Raw genomic sequence first — 18,320 nt, forward strand, 5'->3', positions numbered from 1 at the left:
GGTCGCAGCCGGTAAGCACGCCAGGTGGCGGGGTGCGGCGGGGGCGAGCCGATGGCCGGCACAGGCAGTGACGGGCCGTCAGCAGGAGGGCCGCGGAGAGGCGGCGGCAGGACGGCGGCGGGTGGCCGAGTCGGTGCGGGCATGGGCGGATTCACCATGCGGATTCACCATGCGGATCGCCGGGAGGGGCGGCGACAGGGGTTATGGGACGGGGGGCGCGGACGTGGGGGATGCGGCGAAATTTGATCTTAAGGTCACCGTAACAGCCGCATCCACCTTTGGCCAGATACAAGCGGAAGTTCTGACACCTCCAGCGCTACTTATTGACATTTCGCCGAAAATGTCGCGTACTTCGATCGAATGTCGATCTCACTACCCCCCACAGCATCACCGATCACGACGCGACCGGTCCAGGCCAAGACCCACGTCGCGCGAAAGCAGTGTCCCGAGCACCCGCAAGTCACCCTCACGCAAGCGTCACCGATTGGGGAACCATGACCGAGGTAGGCAGAGGCACGGCGAAAAGCCTGCTCTCCCGGCGTGCCTTCACCACGTCCGCGGCGGCTGCCGCGCTGGCACCATTGGTCACAGCGAATCAGACCGCGGCATCGACCCAGGCCGGCACGACCATGGGCGCGGTCCGCCGCATCACCCTGTACGCCGAGCGGCTGGAGGACGGCCAGTTGGGCTACGGCCTGGAGCCCGGCAAGGCCACGATTCCCGGGCCGCTCATCGAGATGGTCGAAGGCGACACGCTTGAGATCGAGATGGTCAACAACCTGGACGTGACGGCGAGCCTGCACGTCCACGGGGTGGACTACGACGTGGCCAGCGACGGTACGAGGCTGAACGACAGCGTGGTCGAGCCCGGTGGCCGGCGCACCTACATCTGGCGCACCCACGCGCAGGGCAGGCGCGGGGGCGGCGCCGGCATCGAGCCCGGCAGCGCGGGCTACTGGCACTACCACGACCACGTGGTGGGGACCGATCACGGCACGGGCGGCATCCGGCAGGGGCTGTACGGCCCGCTGGTGGTCCGGCGGAAGAAGGACGTCAGGCCGGACAAGACGTTCACCGTCGTCTTCAACGACATGATGATCAACAATCGCCCCGCGCACCAGGCGCCGGAGTTCGTCGCCAAGGTCGGCGAGCGGGTGGAGTGGATCGTGATCACCCACGGCGAGTTCTACCACACGTTCCACATCCACGGGCACCGCTGGGCCGACAACCGCACCGGCATGCTGGAGAGCCTCGAGGACCCGAGCCGGATCATCGACACCAAGATCACCGGGCCCGCCGAGTCGTTCGGCTTCCAGCTGATCGCGGGCGAGCGCGTCGGCCCGGGGGCGTGGATGTACCACTGCCACGTCCAGAGCCACTCCGACATGGGGATGGCCGGCATCTTCACGGTGACGGACGCGGACGGGAACGTGCCGGGTCAACCGGGCGGCGGTCACTCGGGCGGCGGTCACGCAGGCGGTGACCACGCGGGCCACTGACGGCCGCGCACGGCCGGCCCGCCCCCGGCCGCCCCCGAGACCGGACCCGGTCGCCCCATGCCGTACGAGCACGGCCCCACGCAGACCTCGACACCCCGGACCGCGGCCGACCCCCGAACTCGTCCGCAAACGGTCCCGAACCACCCTCGATCCCAAGGAGCAATGATGGGTCGAACAGGCCATTTACCGCCCCGCCCACCCGCCTGGCGACGTGTACTGATCACGATGTCGAGTGCCGTCCTGGTGCTCGGACTGGCGACCCCGACCGCCGTGCCGGCCCAGGCACAGGCGCGGCTACAGGCACAGGCCCCCGCCGCCGCCAAGAAGCCCGCCGTCAACGTGCTGGTCTTCAGCGGTCAGGCCGCGCAGCAGGACGACCCGGTGCGGGCGGCCGCGACGGCGATCAGGGAACTGAGCAAGAAGAACGGGTTCTCCGTCGAGGAGGCCCAGGATCCGGCGGTCTTCACCGCCGACAACCTGGCGCGGTTCCGCGGCGTGGTGTTCCTGTCCGCCAACGGCGTGAGCCTGGACGAATCGCAGCTAGCCGCCTTCCAGGCGTACATCAGGGGCGGCGGCGGGTTCGTCGGCATCCGCGACGCCGCCCGCGCGCAGGTGGACTCGGCCTGGTTCACCGAACTGATCGGCACCCGCCCCGTCGGCGCCCTCCCCATCGCGGAGAAGGTGACGGAGGCCGCGGCGAGCGCGGAGAACCCGCCGAACGAGACCAAGGACAAGGTTTTCGACGGGGACAACGACACCAAGTGGCTGGCCCGGACGCCGACCGGGTGGGTGCAGGGCAAGCTGGAGAAGCCCGTCGCGGTGGCGCACTACGCGCTGACGTCGGCCAACGACTCCGCCGGCCGGGACCCGAAGGACTGGACCCTCCAGGGCTCGCAGAACGGGACGACCTGGACGGATCTCGACAAGCGCAGCGGGGAGACCTTCCCCCAGCGGTTCCAGAGCAAGGAATACAAGTTCGAGAACACCACGGCGTACCAGTACTACCGGCTCAACATCACCGCGAACAGCGGTGAGCCCCTGACCCAGCTCGCCGAGCTGCGGCTGTTCGGGCCCGACTCCGCGCCTCCCCCCGCGGCGAAGGAGCAGAAGGCCGTCGTGGACATCCTCGACCGCCGGCATCCGGCGAACGAGGGACTTCCGCTCACCCTGTCGCGGACCGACAAGTGGCTGAGCTGGAACCCCAACCCGGTGGGCAAGGTCCACACGATCGCGCAGGTCGAGGAGTGGACCTACAACCCGAGCATGAACGGCAACGGCCCGTTCCATCCGGTCTCCTGGTGCCGTGACTACGACGGCGGCCGGTCCTTCTACACCGGCATGGGCGGCACCGCGGCGAGCTACACCAGCGACAAGCAGTTCCGCACACACCTCGCCGGCGCCATCCGGTGGGCAACCGGCATCGTCCGGGGCGACTGCCAGGCGACCATCGCGGCCAACTACACCACGGAACGGCTGACCACGCCGAACACGCAGGGCCAGCTCAACCAGATCGGCGAGCCGCACGGCCTGACCATCGCGCCGAACGGCAAGGTGTTCTACATCGGCAAGGCGGCATGCGCCACCGGCCCGATCCCCGACTGGAACGACCCGAAGGTGGGCCTCGGCTGCGGCACCATCCACCAGTGGGACCCAAGGACCAAGCAGGTCAAGCTGCTGACCACGCTGCCCGTCATGGGCAACCGCGGCAGCGGCGACGAGCTGGTCAAGAACGAGGAGGGCCTGGTCGGCATCACCCTCGACCCGGACTTCGCGGAGAACGGCTGGATCTACGCGTACTGGATGCCGCACGCGTCGATCGACCGGGACAGGCGCATCGGCAAGCGGACGATCTCCCGGTTCGACTACGACTCGCGGACCCAGACGATCGACCAGAGCAGCCGCAAGGACCTCCTGCAGTGGGACACCCAGATCCACAGCTGCTGCCACGCGGGCGGAGGCATGACCTTCGACGAGGCCGGCAACCTCTACATCGGCACCGGTGACAGCAACTCCTCCGGCGGATCCGGCGGTTACTCCGGGAACAACTGGACCCAGGACTACAAGGGCACCTCGTTCCAGGACGCCCGCCGTACCTCCGGCAACACCAACGACCTCAACGGCAAGATCCTCCGCATCCATCCGGAGCCCGACGGCACCTACACGATCCCCGAGGGCAACCTGTTCACCGGCGAGGAAGAGGGCGGCGGCAAGACCCGCGCGGAGATCTGGGTGATGGGCGTCCGCAACATCGCGCGGCTGGAGTGGGACAAGAAGAACGACTGGATCACGGCCGGCTGGGTCGGTCCGGACGCCGGCGGCCCGAGCGAGACGTGGGGACCGGCGAAGTACGAGACCGTGACGGTTCTCACCTCCGCCGGCAACCAGGGCTGGCCGTACTGCATGGGCGACAATCAGCCCTACCGCGACCGCAGCAACAGCAACGCCACCCAGCCCGCCGAGTGGTACGACTGCGACAACCTGAAGAACACCTCGCCGCGCAACACCGGCCTCGTCGACATCCCGCCGGCGCGCGACAACATGATCTGGTACTCGCCGCAGGGCGGCGGCCCGGTCTACCCGAAGCGGCAGGACGGCAGCGGTCTCCCGACGTACAAGCAGGGCGAGGAGACCTTCACCATGCCCTACCTCAAGGGCGGCGGCCAGGCGGTCATGTCGGGCCCGACCTACCACCGCTCCCAGACCGACACCGACAGCGGGGTCGCGTGGCCGGAGTACTGGGACAACAAGTGGTTCATCGGTGACCAGTCCAACGGCAACAACCGCATCGCCGTGACCGTGAACCCGGAGACCGCCCGGGACGCGGGCCGGCCGGCGTTCGCCGAGGACCTGCGGAACATCATCCCGGCCGGCGGCGGCGCCAACCAGCTCCAGTCGTGGATGGACGCGAAGTTCGGTCCCGACGGCGCGCTCTACATGCTCGACTACGGCAGCGGCTTCTTCAGCCTGCACGCCAACCAGAAGCTGGTCCGCGTCACCTACAAGGGCGGCCCGGCGACGCCGAACCCGGACGCCGCCGTGGCGCGTCCCGCCCGGCAGAACGCCGAGCCGAAAACGATGACGTTCTCCAGTGCCAAGGCCGGCGGCGTGGCGTGGGAGTGGGACTTCGGCGACGGCAGCGCGCCGTCGACGGAGGCCGCCCCGACGCACACCTACGCCGGCTTCGGCACCTACGAGGCGACGCTGAAGGTCACCTACGCCGACGGCGAGCAGGCCACCGGGAAGATCGCTGTCACGGTCGGCTGCGCCGCGCCCGACGCCCGGCCGACGGTGCAACTGCTCGACGCCTTCACCGGCGTGCGCAACAAGGCGGCCGGCGGCGGCTGCACGATCAACGACCTGATCGACGACGAGCGCGAGTGGAAGAACCGCAACCAGTTCGTCCAGCACCTCGACACCGTCGTGAGGCAGCTCCTCAAGGACGGCGTCATCAGCGCCCAGGAGGCGGAGGCGCTGCGCACCGCCGGCGCCAAGTCGGAGGTCGGGAGGGTGAACGGGTACCAGCCCATCTTCGACGGCACGGCGTCGTCGCTGCTGGGCTGGAGCCAGGCCCCGTCCGGGCGGTTCGCCCTCCAGCCGGACGGCACGATCCGCAGCTCCGGCGGTCTGGGCATGCTGTGGTACTCCGACAAGGCGTACGCGGACTTCTCGGTCCGGCTGCAGTTCCGGGACAGCTCGCCCGACCCGCATCGCGCCAACAGCGGCGTCTTCGTCCGGTTCCCGGACCCGAGGACCCCGCTGGAGCAGCGTCCCGCCGGAAGCTGCGGCACGGTCGGCTCGGCGCGCACGTCACCCGCGTGGGTCGCGATCTTCTGTGGCCACGAGATCCAGATCTACGACGGCGACACGGGCGAGCCGCAGAAGACGGGCTCCGTCTACAACTTCTCGCCCAACGGCCTGAACCGGGCCGGGGTGACCCCGAAGGGCCAGTGGAACGACTACGAGATCCGGGCGGTCGGCCAGCACTACACGATCATCCGCAACGGCACGGTGATCAGCGAGTTCGACAACACGACGGGCAAGGCGTCGTCCCGCGCCGGTGACCCGCCCACGGACCTGCGCCAGTTCATCAGCGGGTTCATCGGGCTGCAGAACCACGGCAACAACGACGTGATCGACTTCCGCAACATCCGCGTGCGCGAACTCTAGGACGGTACACCGGCCGGGTGCCGGGCCGGGGAGCGTTCCCCGTGCCCGGCACTCCACCCCAGCTCGGAAAGGTGCATCGACACATGCATGTCGGATCTCTCCCCTCCCTCGTGATCAGAGCCTTACGGCGGGCGTCCGGAGCGGTGACGGCGCCGCGCCTCGCCGTGGTGCTGCTCGCCGTGGCGCTTCCCGCGCTCTTCCTGTCGTCGTTCCAGGCCGCCGCGCAGCCCCGTACGCAGCTCACCGCCGCGCAGGCGGCGGACCAGGTGCTCACCTGGACCGCCGACAACAGCATGACCGCGTACAAATCGGTGCCGGAATCGGCCACGGCGGGTCCCGCCACCATCGTCTTCGAGAACAGCGCGGCCACCGGCAACACCACCGGCATGACGCACACGCTGACGTTCGACACCTCCACCCCCGGCTACAACCACGACGTCACCCTCAACATCATCGCCAGCCCCTTCGACGCCAACGGCGGCCGGCACATCGCCCAGGTGAACCTCACCCCCGGCAAGTACCGCTACTACTGCGCGATCCCCGGCCACGGCCAGATGACCGGCGAACTCGTCGTCACCGAAGGCGGGGGCGAGGACACGACCGCACCGCAGGTCTCCGCGCAGGTGGCGGGCGACCAGGACGCGGACGGCAACTACGTGGGCGCGGCGACGGTCACGGTCTCGGCGAGCGACACCGAGTCCGGAGTGGACACCGTGGAGTACGCGCTCGACGGCGGGGAGTTCGCGGCCTACTCGGCCCCGGTGTCGGTCAACCAGGTGGGGGCGCACACGGTGACCTTCCGGGCCACCGACAAGGCGGGCAACACCTCGCCGGTGGACTCGGTGGAGTTCACGGTGGTGGCTCCGCAGGAGGAGGACACCACTCCGCCCGAGGTCACCGGGGAGGTGACCGGTGACCAGGACGCGGACGGCAACTACGTGGGCACGGCGACGGTCACGGTCACGGCGAGCGACACCGGCTCCGGGGTCGACACCGTGGAGTACTCGCTCGACGGCCAGCCGTTCGCGACGTACACGCAGCCGCTGTCGGTCAACCAGCCCGGCGCGCACACGGTGACCTTCCGGGCCACCGACAAGGCGGGCAACACCTCGCCCGTGGACTCGGTGGAGTTCACGGTGGCGGCCTCGCAGGAGGAGGACACCACTCCCCCGCAGGTCTCGGCGCAGCTGTCGGGCGAGCAGGACTCGGCGGGCAACTACGTCGGCTCGGCGACCGTGATGATCTCGGTGAGCGACACGGAGTCGGGGGTCGCCACGGTGGAGTACTCGCTCGACGGCGGGCCCTACACCGAGTACCCGTCCCCCGTGTCGGTCACCCAGGCGGGCGCGCACACCCTGTCGTACCGGGCCACCGACAAGGCCGGGAACACCTCGCCGGTGGCGACGCTGAGGTTCACCGTGGTGGCTCCGGAGGACGACACCACGCTGCCGCAGGTGTCGGCCGCGCTCACCGGCACCCAGGACTGGGCCTGGAACTACGTCGGCTCGGCGACGGTGAAGCTGACGGCGAGCGACGTCGGCTCCGGGCTGGACACCGTGGAGTACTCGCTCGACGGCCAGCCGTTCGCGACGTACACGCAGCCGCTGTCGGTCAACCAGCCCGGCGCGCACACCCTGTCGTACCGGGCCACCGACAAGGCCGGGAACATGGCGGTGGGCACGGCCAAGTTCATGATCGTGGAAGCCGGCGGCGAGTAGCGCCCGCCGCCGGGCAGGGGCGACGGCCGCCCCGAGAGGCGACTGCGTCAGCCCGTGATTCGTCAGCCGGTGAGCGGCCCCCGTCCAAAGACGGGGGCCGCTCACGCGTCACGCCGCCCAGAAGGCGGCGACGGCCCGGGCCCGGCCGACGGCCCGGCCGGTCTACAGGCCCTAGTCGGTGGTGGGCTGGCCGGCGGTGTCGCGGGCGAGGGCGACGATCTGCTCCAGGGCCGCCGCATGCCGTTGGAAGGCCAGTCGTCCCTGCGGGGTGAGTTGCACGTACATCCGGCGCGCCCGCTTGTCCTGGTCCTTGCGGACGAGGACGTATCCGGCGGCGGCCAGTGCGGAGACCTGCTTGGACAGCGCCGAGTCGCTGGTGCCGACCGAGTCTCTGAGAAAGCCGAAGTCCACCCACTCGGCCGGCACCAGCAGCGCCACGACCGACAGACGCGCCGGGACGTGCAGGAACTCGTCGAAGAGCGGATCCATCAGAGGGCCCCGCCGCCGTGCTGGACGATCGACTTCATGATGGAGCGGTTCACGGGCGTGGCCGCGACGTACGCCACGGCCGCCACGAACGCGCCTGCGGCGGCCTGTGACAGCAGCCCCTGAGGTGGCAGGTCGAACAGCGCGAAGGCGGCGATCCGGCCGATGCCGAAGGCCACCATGATGCAGGCCAGCAGCCCGCCGTGGAACAGGGCCTCCTGGCGGGTGGCCTTCCGGCGGACCGAGGCCCGGTGCTCGCAGACGATCCCCACGCCCGCATACAGGACCATCCCGAGCGCCATGACGACGAAGTGCCAGGGCCGCGGGAGGTCAATGGCCGCGAAGGCGACGAAGATGCCGACCGCGGAGATGACCACGCGCGGAAGCGCGGAGAAGGTTCCGGGTGGCCGCCCTGGAACAGCGCGTCCTCGGCGAACACCGCCCCGATCTCGGCGGGGTCGTGGACGTCGATGCCGTGTTTCCAGGCGGCGAGAACGTCGGCGAAGTTCTTCTCGTCGCTCATGTCGCTCATCGGCCCGCGCTCTGCCCGCCGTCGACGTGCAGGAACTCCTCGGTGACCAGCGGAGCCCGCTCCAGGTAAATCACAACCCGTCAAACTTCACGGACGAAGCTCTCGCAGTCCGGGCATTCGTCGAGATACCGATGCCGGCACTCAACGGTGTGCCGCAGGAAGGTGATGGCCTGCTGTCTGCGGAGGACCTCGTCCTCGAGTGCGGCGATCTTCGCCCGTACCACGGCCTGCGCCGTCGACTTCTTCGGCGCCATGGCGGCGATGACCTCCGGCAACGACAGTCCGACGCGCCGCAGTTTCAGCACGATGCGTGCCTGTTCCAGAGCGTTGTCGTCGTAGAGGCGGTAGCCGTTGCCGTCGCGGCGCACGGCGAGCGCCCCGACGTGTTCCCAGTGGCGGAGCACGTGAGCTTCGATACCGAGTTCCGCAGCCACCTCTCCGATCGTCCTCACCACGAGAGCCTTGCCTTCATGTCGACCTGAACCCTTACCGTCTCGGTCATGCCTGAAGCTGTTCGCCCAACGATTCTGGTCACCGGCGCGGCCGGCAACCTCGGCAGTGAGGTCGTCGGCCGACTCAAGATACGCGGTGCGCGCGTGCGCTGCCTGGTGCGTGGGCACGCTGGTGTGCGCCCCGGCGCCGAGTTCGTGGTCGGCGACCTCACAGACCCCACTATCGTCCATGACGCGCTCGCGGGGGTCGACACCGTCTTCCTCATCTGGCCGCTGCTCGACGCGGCCCCGGCGCACGGCCTGATCGCGGAACTCGCCGCAGCGGCACCCCGCGTCGTCTACCTGTCCTCGACAGCCGTGGACGACCAGGCGGTTCGTCAGAGTGATCCCATCGTTCAGGTGCACGCCGACATGGAAGCCCTGCTGCACGATGCCAGCCTGCGACCGGTGGTACTGCGCAGTGACACGTTGGCCTCCAACGCCCGTGGCTGGGCGGCGCAGTTGGGAGCGGGCGACGTCGTGGCCGGTCCGGCCATGGCGCGCACGGCTGTCGTCGACGAGCGCGACGTCGCCGATGCGGCTGTTGCCTTATTGCTCGCGGACCCCGGCCGACCGGTCCGCAGCCCATACCTGCTGACGGGCCCCGAGGTGCTCAGCCGTGCCGACCAGGTCGATCGCCTCGGCGTCGCGCTCCGCCGCCGTCTGCGTTTCCAGGCGGTCCCCGCCGATCTCGCGCGCTCGCGGATGCTCGCGGACGGTCGTCCCGAGAGGCTGGTGGAAGCGCTGGTCGCCGCCTCGGCACACAGACCGGAGTCCGGCCTCATCACCGATCATGTCGAGCGCCTCACCGGCCGCCCTGCCGGCACCTTCGCGCAGTGGGCCATGGACCACGCGGCCGAGTTCAGCTGACCACGTTCAGCCAGGTGGCGCCTGGAGAGCGTCGCCACAGACAACAGGCCGTCATCTCCTCCTGCGGCACATCGTCCAGAACTCAGGTCGAGGCTTGCGGCGTCCTCGGGCGCCGCGGACGCTCCACGTCGAGCCCCAGGGATCTGAGCAGGTCGAGCAGTTCGGCGTGGTACAGCTTGGCGGGATCGCCGGTCTGCGTGCCGAGATGGCCGTAGACCTCCAGGGAGATCAGGCCGTGCATGCGGCCCCACATGCGCAGCGCCAGGGCGACGACGGCCGGAGGCAGATCGGGGAGATGCTCGCGGATGGTGTCGGCCAGGCCGGATGAGAAGTCCGACCACCGGTAGTCGGTGGATGCCTGGGTGGCCTTCGCGTACGGCCAGGCGGCGGCGGCGAGTTCGGTGAGTCCCAGGCAGGCGCGTTTGGCGGCCTCGGGGGCCGGGCCGCCGGCCGGCGCCTGGTAGCCGGCGACCGGATCGCCGTAGATGAGCCGGAAGCCTTCGGGGTTGGCCAGCGACCAGACGCGCACGGCCTGCCCCCAGGCCAGGATGCGACCGGCGATGTCGCCGGGGGCGACGGCGTCGCGTGCGGTCTCCACCTGGTCCAGCAGCGAGGTGTAGATGTCGTTGATCAACGTGGTGATCAACGCGTCCCGGGTGTCGAAGTAGCTGTAGATCGCGCTGCCGCTCATGCCCATCTCGCGGCCGATCGCCCGCAGCGAGACGGCGTCGGGGCCACCCTCACCGAGGTGTTTGAGCGCGACGGCCTTGATCTCCGCGGTGGTCTGCGCCCGCAACCGTGCCCGCCGGCCCACTGTCTGCTCTCGCACGCTTGACAGCTTACACCGCTACGTTAGAGTACGGCGCACAAAGTTTGAACGCCGTTCTGATATGGAGCGGCGGACCTTTCGGACGGCAGATGGAAGGGTTCGTGATGAGAGCCAGAACAGTCCTGTTCGACGAGCTCGGCGGTCCCGAGGTGCTCCACCTCACGGATACAGACGTCGGGGACCCCGGCCCGGGCGAGGTGCGGGTGCGCATCGACGCGTTCGGCCTCAACCGGGGCGAGGTGTTCCTGCGGACCGGCCGGTACTACTACGACGCGGTGCTGCCCGGCTCGCGTCTGGGCACCGAGGCCGCCGGCGTCGTGGAGGCCGTCGGACCCGGCGTGACCGGCTACGCCGCCGGAGACGCCGTCAGCGTCGTGGCCAAACCGAACGACGACGGCATGTCCATCCACGGCATCTACGCCGACCGGGCCATCGTGGCGGCCAAGCGGCTGATCCGCCGCCCGGCGCACATGGACGCCGTGACCGGCGCGGCCATCTGGGTGCCCGCGTTCACCTCCTACGGCGCGCTGGTCGAGGTCGGCAGGCTACGGCCCGGCGATGACGTGGTCATCACGGCCGCCTCCAGCAGCGTCGGCCTGGCCGCCGTCCAGATCGCCGCCCACCTGGGCGCCACGCCCATCGCGGTCACCCGGACCAGCGCCAAGGCCGACCGGCTGCTGGCCGCGGGCGCCGCCCATGTGATCGCCGCCGCCGACGGCGACGTGGCCGGGCAGGTGCACGCCCTCACCGCCGGCCGCGGCGCGCGACTGGTCTTCGACGGCGTCGCCGGGCCCGGCCTGCCCGACCTGGCGCAGGCCGTGGCCCCGGACGGCATGCTGATCGTCTACGGCTCACTGGACGGACGGCCCACCCCGCTGCCCATGTGGTGGCCGATCAACGTCTACGGCTACGCCATCTTCCACCTGTTCGCCGATGAGGAGCGGGTTCGCCGGGCCGAGACCTTCATCACCGACGGCCTGCGCGCCGGAGCGCTCGCCCCGGTGATCGACCGCACCTTCGACCTGGCCGACATCGTCGAAGCTCACCGCTACATGGAGTCCAACACCCAGGTCGGCAAGATCGTCGTCACCGTCCGGCACTGACCGGCCGAGAGGACATCACCACCATGCTCATCCACCGGTTCATCGACCGGCCAGGCCAGCGGCGATGGGGATCAGCGCGGTGCGCGGGCGGGCAGGCGGACGACGATGTCCAGTCCTCCGGCGGGACGTGCGGTCATGGTGGTCTCCCCGCGGTGGGCGACGGCGACGGCGCGGACGATGGACAGGCCGAGGCCGGCGCCGCCGTCGGCTCGGGTGCGGGTGCCCGTGCCGCGGACGAACGGCTCCAGCAGCCTGTCCGCTTCGTCGGAGGCGACCGTCCGGCCCGTGTTGGAGACGCGCAGGAACGCGTGCGCGCCGGCGGTGCCGGTGGTCACCGTGATGTGGCCGCCGGTGTGGTTGTACCGGATCGCGTTGTCGACCAGGTTGCCGACCATGCGTTCGAGGAGGATCGGTTCCCCGGTGGTCGCCGCGGGCCCGAGGTCGCTCCGCACGTTGATGTCCCGGCGCGCCCGCTCATCGGTGGTGCCGTCGAGGATGCCGGCCGCGATGTCGGCGAGGTCGACGGGGTGACCGGTGACGGGACCGGCCTGGCTGCGGGCGAGGGCCAGCAGGCCGTCGAGGGTACGCCGGCTGTGCGTGATCGCCGTTCGGATGTCGTCGGCCATGGCGAGGAGTTCGGCCTTGGTGGGGTCGCCGTCGAGGGTGACGTCGATGGCGGTGCGCATCGTGGTCAGCGGCGTGCGCAGTTCGTGGGCGGCGTTGGCGGCGAACATCCGCTGGCTGTCCAGCACCCGATCGCGTTCCGTGACGCCCGTCTGGATGCGGTCCAGCATCTGGTTGATCGTGGTGGCGAGAGTGGCCAGTTCGTCGGCGGGCGTGTTGACCGGGACGCGTTCCGACAGGTTCTCAGCCGACAGACGCCCGGCGGTCGCCGCGATCGTCCGGATCGGGCGCAGCACCCGCCCGGCCACCAGCCAGCCCAACACCAGCGCGATCACCATGACCACCGCGAGCGCGACCGCCGCCTGGGTCAGCAGTTCGGACAGAGTCTCGGCCCGGACCCGGCCGCCGATCTCGGCCAGTTCGGCGGGGGACGGGGGCAGCACGCGATCGGCGTTCGGGCCGACCCGCACGCCGATCACCAGCCGGTTCTTCAAGCCCTGCTGCACGAGCAGATACGTCAGCCCGCTCAGCATGATGCCCGCGACGAGGACCAGCCCGGCGTAGAGCAGCGCGAGCCGCCCCCGGGCGGTCAGGCGGACGCGGATCATCGGATCCGGTACCCGGCGCCGGTCACGGTGTCGATCAGCGGCGGGTCACCGAGCTTGCGGCGCAGGGTGCCGACGGTGATCCGGATCGCGTTGGTGAACGGGTCGGCGTGTTCGTCCCACACCTTGTCCAGGAGCATCTCGGCACTGACCACGACGCCGTCGGCGGCGAGCAACTCCTCCAGGACGCCGAACTCCTTCGGGGTCAGGTGCAGGAGCCGCCCCCCGCGTTCCGCGATCCGCCGCGCCGGGTCCACGACCACGTCGGCGGCGCGCAGCACCGGCGGGCGGGCCGGGGTACTGCGCCGCGCCAGCGCGCCGACGCGGGCGACGAGTTCGGAGAAGGCGAACGGTTTGCCCAGGTAGTCGTCCGCGCCCAGGGTGAGCCCGGCGACGCGATCCTCGACCGCGTCCGACGCGGTCAGCATGAGCACCCGTGACGTGCCGCGCCGCGCCAGGTGCCGGCACACCGCGTCCCCGTGCACGCCGGGCAGGTCGCGGTCCAGGACCACCACGTCGTACGCGGTGACCGCGCACTTGTCCAGGGCGGTCCGGCCGTCGTGCGCGACGTCGACGGCGAACCCGTGCTTGCGCAGCCCGACCATGATGTACCCGGCCAGCGGCTCTTCGTCTTCGACCAGCAGTACCCGCATCCGGTAAGTATCCCCGCGGCGACATATGGATCTTGTATGGCCCGGCGATCGCCTGGCCTTACGCGCCCGCCCGTAGACATGAGGGCCATGATCTCCACGAGGAAAGGTGACCGCGCATGAGGACGACGCGCCGGTCGATGCTCGGCCTGCGGGGAGCGGCCCCCGCCAGCGCCCCGGGGGCCCGTTCCGTTCCTGCGGACCTCGGCCCTGGCGGTGCCTATGACCGGTTCATCGCGAGCCAGGCCGCCAAGGACGAGTTCTCCGGCACCGTGCTCCTGACCCATCAGGGACGCACGGTGCTCTCCCGGTCCTTCGGCATGGCCGACAGGCGACGCTCCATCCGCAACGGCCCGGACACCCGTTTCGCGCTCGCCTCGGCGACGAAGCTGTTCACCGCCGTCGCGATCCACCAGCAGGCGCAGCGCGGCGCGATCGCGTACCACGACAAGCTGGGCGCCTATCTCGACGGATTCCCGCCCGAGACCGCGGACGTCACCGTCCACCAGTTGCTCACCCACACCTCGGGCCTGGGCAACTACCGGGAGACGCAGGAGTTCAAGGACGGAGCGCGCGCCTGGGCCGACGCGGCCGAGGTGAACGACGGCATCATGGCGATCATCCGGCGGACCCCGCCCGCCTTCACGCCGGGCACCCGCGTGCAGTACAGCAACTCCGGCTACGAACTCCTCGGCGCCATCGTGGCACGGACGTCCGGGCTGTCCTACTACGACCACGTCCGCGAGCACGTGTTCGGCCCCGCCGGGATGACCGACACGGACTGGTACACCCGGCCCCAGTGGAACGACGACCGGCGCTTCGCCCACCCGTACGCCACACAGCCGTCCGGCGAACGTGCCGACGTCATCGCCGACAAGACGTTCATCGGCACCGCGGCGGGCGACGCCTTCTCCACCGGCCCGGACCTGGACCGCTTCGCCCGCGCCCTGATGGGCGGAGAGCTCCTCGACCCAGCCCACACCCGGATCGTCCTCAGCGCGAAACAGGGGCTGCCACGCTGGGCGGACAGCCCGGACGCCCCCGCTCCCGGCGCCGCTTTCCAGGGGTACGGGCCGCTTGCCCTCCTGTTCGGCGAGCAGTGGATGTTCCTGCACAACGGCGGTTCCGCCGGTGAGGGCGCCTACGTCGAGATGTACCCGGGCACCGGCTGGGTGTCGGTGGTCCTCGGCAACTACGACGTCCGGTCCGTGGTGCCCGTCGCCGTCATGGCGCGCAGGCTCATCACCGCCCAACAGCCCACGCAGTGACCCGGAGGACAGCCACCATGACTCATCGATCGCCGGCGCCGTTCCGGATCACCAGGCGGACCGCCCTCGGGACGCTGGGCGCGGCCTCCCTCGCCACGGGATTCACCTGGGCGTCCCCGGGGTTCGCGGACTCCTCCCGCAGGCGGGGCCCGGACAAGGACCTGCTGCCCGGCGGCGCGTTCGACCGGTTCGTGGCGGAACAGGCCGCCCAGGATGTGTTCTCCGGAACCGTCCTGCTCGCCCACCGGGACCGGCCCGTGCTCACCCGCGCGTACGGCATGGCCGACCAGCGGCAGGGGGTGCCGAACCGGCCCGACACCTTGTTCAACCTCGCGTCGGTGACCAAGTGCTTCACCGGGCTCGCGATCGCCCAGCTGGTCGTCCAGGGCAAGGTCGCCTTCCACGAGAAGCTGGGCACCTATCTCGGCGGCTTCCCCGCCGAGATCGCGGACGTCACCGTCCAGCAGTTGCTCACCCACACCTCCGGGGTGGGCCGGCCGGCCCTGGGGGGCGGGATATGGCCGACCTGGAACAGCGTCGAAGAGACGGTCGAAGGGACCCTCGGCATCATCCGGTCGACCCCCCTCCAGTTCGCGCCCGGTACCCGGTTCGGCTACAGCAACGACGGTTACTGGGTCCTCGGCGCGATCGTCGCCCAGGTCTCGGGAGGGTCCTACTACGACTACGTACGCCGGCACGTCTTCGCCCCGGCGGGCATGACCCGCACCGACTTCCTCACCCGGCCGCAGGTGCTGGCCGACCCCGACGTCGCCCGCCCCTACTGGACCCAGCCCTCCGGCGCTCGCGTCGACTTCACCACCACGCCGATGTTCGGGTTCGTCGGCGGCCCCGACGGGGGCGCCTACTCCACCGCCCCCGACCTGCTGCGCTTCGCCTCCGCGCTGCGTGCCGGCAGGCTGCTGGACCCCGCGTACACGGAACTGGTCACCACCGCCAAGGTCCCCGTGCCGCCGAGGCCCGGTTCGCCCGCCACCGAACGGGAGTTCGCCGACTACGGCTTCCACGACTTCGTCGTCGCCGGGCAGCCCATCTACGGGCACCCCGGCAGCGGTCCCGGCGTCGCCACCAACCTCGACGTCCACCCCGGCTCCGACTGGGTGGCGATCGTGCTCGGCAACTACGACAGCGGGGTCAAAGCCATCGTCCAGCGGGAGCGGGAGATCAGCACACGGCGGGCGTGATCCGGCCCGCCCGCCCGGGTGTCCGTGCTCCGTGTTCCGGGTCCCGGCGGCCGTACGCCGCCGGCCCCGGGCCGGGGTGGCGGGCGACGACATCATCGGTCCTTTCCGTCTGCGTTGCCGCGAGAGCGACCCCCCACAGATGGATCAGAACCCGATATGCGCCCTGAACGCCCGCTCGTCTCGCATAGTGTCTGCGACATGACCAAAGCGATCATCGCCCAGGATCTGGCTGTGGAGTTGAGCGGCAATCCGATCTTGAGCGGGCTCCACCTCACCGCCGCCCCCGGTGAGATCGTGACCATCACGGGGCAGAACGGCGTGGGCAAGTCGACCTTGCTGCGCTGCCTGGCCGGGCTGCTCCCGCCCGCCGCCGGGAAGCTGGCGGTCATGGACGGCCCGCCGTCGGACGAGCCGGCCTTCTGGCGTGACGTCGCCCTGGTCGCCGACGAGCCCGCCTGGTACCCGGGCCTGACCGTCCGGGAACACCTGAAGCTCATGGCCGCCGTGCACCACCGGCCGCGCCTGACCGCCGAGCGGGCGCTGGAACTGTTCGACCTGGCCGAGCGCGCCGACATGGCGCCCCTGCGGCTCTCCACCGGTCAGCAGCAACGTCTCTCACTCGCGATGGGCCTGACGCGGCCCAGCCGGATCCTCCTGCTGGACGAGCCCGAGCGCGGCCTCGACGCGGACTTCCGCGTGCGTCTGGGCGAGATCCTGACCGAGTACGCGGCGGAGGGCGGCACCGTGGTGATGGTCACCCATGACCTTCAGCTCGCCCAGGTCGCCGGTGCCAGGAGGATCGACCTGTGAAGGAGATCCGGTCCCTCATCCGGTCCGGCCGGCCGGCGCGGAGCTGGGCCGACCGCTACTTCATCGCCTTCGCCCTCCTCCTCGTGGCCGCCGTCGTCGCCCAGCCGATCAGCTTCGTGCTCACTGCGGCCGCCGGGCAGGTGACGCCCGCCCGGGTCGGCGCCGGATTGACCCTGATCCTGGTCGGCTACGCGGCCTTCCTCGCCCTCTCCCGCGCCCTCGGCCCGGTGGTGCTGCCGCCCGCCGACGCCGCCTGGCTTCTCCTGACGCCGCTGTCCCGCCGCGCCGTACTGAGCAGGACGGCCCTGGTCCTGCTGGCGATCTCGGTCGCGGGCGGTCTGGTGCTGGGCCTGGCCCTGCCGGTCGCCGTCGCCGCCCCCGGCCGGCTGGCCGCGGCGCTGGTCCTCGGCGTGGCGGCCACCGTCGGCGGCATGGCCTGGGCCGTGCTCGCGCAATCCTCCACCGCCTGGGACGCCTGGCTCCAGGGCACGCTGACCGTTGTGACGGTGGTGGCCGTCCTGTGCACCGCCGTGCCGCACCTGCTGCCCTCCGTGCCCATCGGACCCGCGGCGGCCGTGGTCGCCGCCACCGCGGTCCTCCTGGGGTGGCGGGCGTGGTCCGCCCTCACCCGCATGCCCGCCCGGATCCTCCTGGACGCCTCCACCCGAGCCGGACACCTGGCCAGGGCCACGACGAACCTGGACCCCGGCGCGCTGACCTGGATCGCCGAGGACAACCACTGGCGGACCCACGACCTGCGTCCCCATCCCTGGCCGGAACGGCTCCCGGCCTTCCTCTCACTCGCCTGGACGGAGGTCTGCCGGCTGGCGCGCCGCCCCGGGCGGCCGGCCCTGCTGCTCGCGGCGACCCTGCTGCCCATGGTGGCCTCGCGCGCGGGGATCCCGGCACCCGGGCTGCTCCTGGTCGCCGCCGGTGCCCTGACCGCCGCCGCGTCCGTCACCTCGGGAGCCCGGCGCGACGGCAACAACCCCGCCCTCGCCCGGCTGCTGGGCGTCGACCCCCGGCAGACGCTGGCGACCAGAGCCCTTCCGCCCCTCCTGCTCGGCGCCGCCTGGATCGTCCTCGCCCTGACCTGGCTGGGCCTGACGGGCCCCTGGCTCCTCCTGGGCGTACTGACCGCCCCCGCCATGGCAGCGGGGGCGCTGCGTATGGCGCGCAGGCAGCCCGTCGACCACTCCCTGCCGCTGGTCGACTTCGGGATGGGCGGCATCCCTGTCGGCCCGGTGCTCTGGGCGCTGACCGGCGTGGACATCGCGCTGCTCGGCACGCTTCCTACGGTGCAGGCGGCGCTGACCCAGCCCGCCCAGCTGGGCGGGTACGTGGTCGCGCAGGCCCTCACGGGAGTCGCCGTGCTGGCGGCCTACATCTGGCGTTCGAGGACTCCCTGACCGGCGGAACCGGACAGCCGGCCGAACGGTTTCGCGGGTCGGTTCCGCCTGGGCGGA

Annotated in this window: 15 protein-coding genes; 9 read left to right on the plus strand and 6 right to left on the minus strand. The window is 70.8% G+C overall.

Going from position 1 to position 18,320, the window contains the following annotated elements:
• Positions 1 to 494 precede the first annotated feature (494 nt).
• The 3 genes from QSK26_RS38445 to QSK26_RS38455 all read left to right on the plus strand — a co-directional run bounded on the left by QSK26_RS38445 (position 495) and on the right by QSK26_RS38455 (position 7,384).
• Positions 495 to 1,499, plus strand: a complete 1,005-nt coding sequence (locus tag QSK26_RS38445) for a multicopper oxidase domain-containing protein (protein ID WP_285780288.1) — start codon at positions 495 to 497, stop codon at positions 1,497 to 1,499.
• A gap of 225 nt (positions 1,500 to 1,724) precedes the next feature.
• Positions 1,725 to 5,666 (plus strand): ThuA domain-containing protein, encoded by a 3,942-nt coding sequence (locus QSK26_RS38450; protein ID WP_285780289.1) that lies wholly within the window; start codon positions 1,725 to 1,727, stop codon positions 5,664 to 5,666.
• Between the two features lie 83 nt (positions 5,667 to 5,749).
• Positions 5,750 to 7,384, plus strand: a complete 1,635-nt coding sequence (locus QSK26_RS38455; protein ID WP_285780290.1) for an OmpL47-type beta-barrel domain-containing protein — start codon at positions 5,750 to 5,752, stop codon at positions 7,382 to 7,384.
• Positions 7,385 to 7,555: 171 nt separating this feature from the next.
• Here QSK26_RS38455 and QSK26_RS38460 read toward each other — a convergent pair whose 3' ends face one another.
• The 3 genes from QSK26_RS38460 to QSK26_RS38470 all read right to left on the minus strand — a co-directional run bounded on the left by QSK26_RS38460 (position 7,556) and on the right by QSK26_RS38470 (position 8,836).
• Positions 7,556 to 7,873 (minus strand): winged helix-turn-helix domain-containing protein, encoded by a 318-nt coding sequence (locus tag QSK26_RS38460; RefSeq protein WP_285780291.1) that lies wholly within the window; start codon positions 7,871 to 7,873, stop codon positions 7,556 to 7,558.
• A complete protein-coding gene (locus QSK26_RS38465; RefSeq protein WP_285780292.1) occupies positions 7,873 to 8,247 on the minus strand; it encodes a hypothetical protein in 375 nt (124 codons plus the stop codon). The genes QSK26_RS38460 and QSK26_RS38465 overlap by 1 nt, the downstream gene beginning before the upstream one ends.
• 235 nt (positions 8,248 to 8,482) lie before the next feature.
• Complete coding sequence (locus QSK26_RS38470; RefSeq protein ID WP_285780293.1) at positions 8,483 to 8,836, minus strand: MerR family transcriptional regulator; 354 nt, start codon at positions 8,834 to 8,836, stop codon at positions 8,483 to 8,485.
• 66 nt (positions 8,837 to 8,902) lie between these two features.
• Between QSK26_RS38470 and QSK26_RS38475 the strand changes: the two genes are divergently transcribed.
• Positions 8,903 to 9,763 (plus strand): NmrA family NAD(P)-binding protein, encoded by an 861-nt coding sequence (locus QSK26_RS38475; protein ID WP_285780294.1) that lies wholly within the window; start codon positions 8,903 to 8,905, stop codon positions 9,761 to 9,763.
• 82 nt (positions 9,764 to 9,845) lie between these two features.
• On the opposite strand, the gene QSK26_RS38480 is transcribed toward QSK26_RS38475, so the two are convergent.
• Complete coding sequence (locus tag QSK26_RS38480; protein WP_285780295.1) at positions 9,846 to 10,592, minus strand: TetR/AcrR family transcriptional regulator; 747 nt, start codon at positions 10,590 to 10,592, stop codon at positions 9,846 to 9,848.
• Between the two features lie 104 nt (positions 10,593 to 10,696).
• Between QSK26_RS38480 and QSK26_RS38485 the strand changes: the two genes are divergently transcribed.
• A complete protein-coding gene (locus tag QSK26_RS38485) occupies positions 10,697 to 11,695 on the plus strand; it encodes a zinc-dependent alcohol dehydrogenase family protein (protein ID WP_285780296.1) in 999 nt (332 codons plus the stop codon).
• A gap of 71 nt (positions 11,696 to 11,766) precedes the next feature.
• On the opposite strand, the gene QSK26_RS38490 is transcribed toward QSK26_RS38485, so the two are convergent.
• Positions 11,767 to 12,927: a sensor histidine kinase gene (locus QSK26_RS38490; RefSeq protein WP_285780297.1), complete on the minus strand. Its 1,161-nt coding sequence runs from the start codon at positions 12,925 to 12,927 to the stop codon at positions 11,767 to 11,769.
• Positions 12,924 to 13,577, minus strand: a complete 654-nt coding sequence (locus QSK26_RS38495; protein ID WP_285780298.1) for a response regulator transcription factor — start codon at positions 13,575 to 13,577, stop codon at positions 12,924 to 12,926. The genes QSK26_RS38490 and QSK26_RS38495 overlap by 4 nt, the downstream gene beginning before the upstream one ends.
• Before the next feature lie 116 nt (positions 13,578 to 13,693).
• Between QSK26_RS38495 and QSK26_RS38500 the strand changes: the two genes are divergently transcribed.
• From QSK26_RS38500 to QSK26_RS38515, 4 genes are all read left to right on the plus strand, one after another.
• Entirely contained in the window at positions 13,694 to 14,842 is a 1,149-nt protein-coding gene (locus tag QSK26_RS38500; RefSeq protein ID WP_285780299.1) for a serine hydrolase domain-containing protein, read from the plus strand.
• A gap of 17 nt (positions 14,843 to 14,859) precedes the next feature.
• Complete coding sequence (locus QSK26_RS38505) at positions 14,860 to 16,044, plus strand: serine hydrolase domain-containing protein (RefSeq protein ID WP_285780300.1); 1,185 nt, start codon at positions 14,860 to 14,862, stop codon at positions 16,042 to 16,044.
• Positions 16,045 to 16,242: 198 nt separating this feature from the next.
• Positions 16,243 to 16,854 (plus strand): heme ABC exporter ATP-binding protein CcmA, encoded by a 612-nt coding sequence (gene ccmA / locus QSK26_RS38510; RefSeq protein ID WP_285780301.1) that lies wholly within the window; start codon positions 16,243 to 16,245, stop codon positions 16,852 to 16,854.
• On the plus strand, positions 16,851 to 18,263 hold the full coding sequence (locus QSK26_RS38515; RefSeq protein WP_285780302.1) for a DUF6297 family protein: 1,413 nt from the start codon (positions 16,851 to 16,853) through the stop codon (positions 18,261 to 18,263). Before ccmA ends, QSK26_RS38515 begins: the two co-directional genes overlap by 4 nt.
• The last annotated feature ends 57 nt before the right edge of the window (positions 18,264 to 18,320 follow it).

Source organism: Microtetraspora sp. NBRC 13810 (assembly GCF_030268685.1).
Classification (GTDB): Bacteria; Actinomycetota; Actinomycetes; order Streptosporangiales; family Streptosporangiaceae; genus BSRQ01.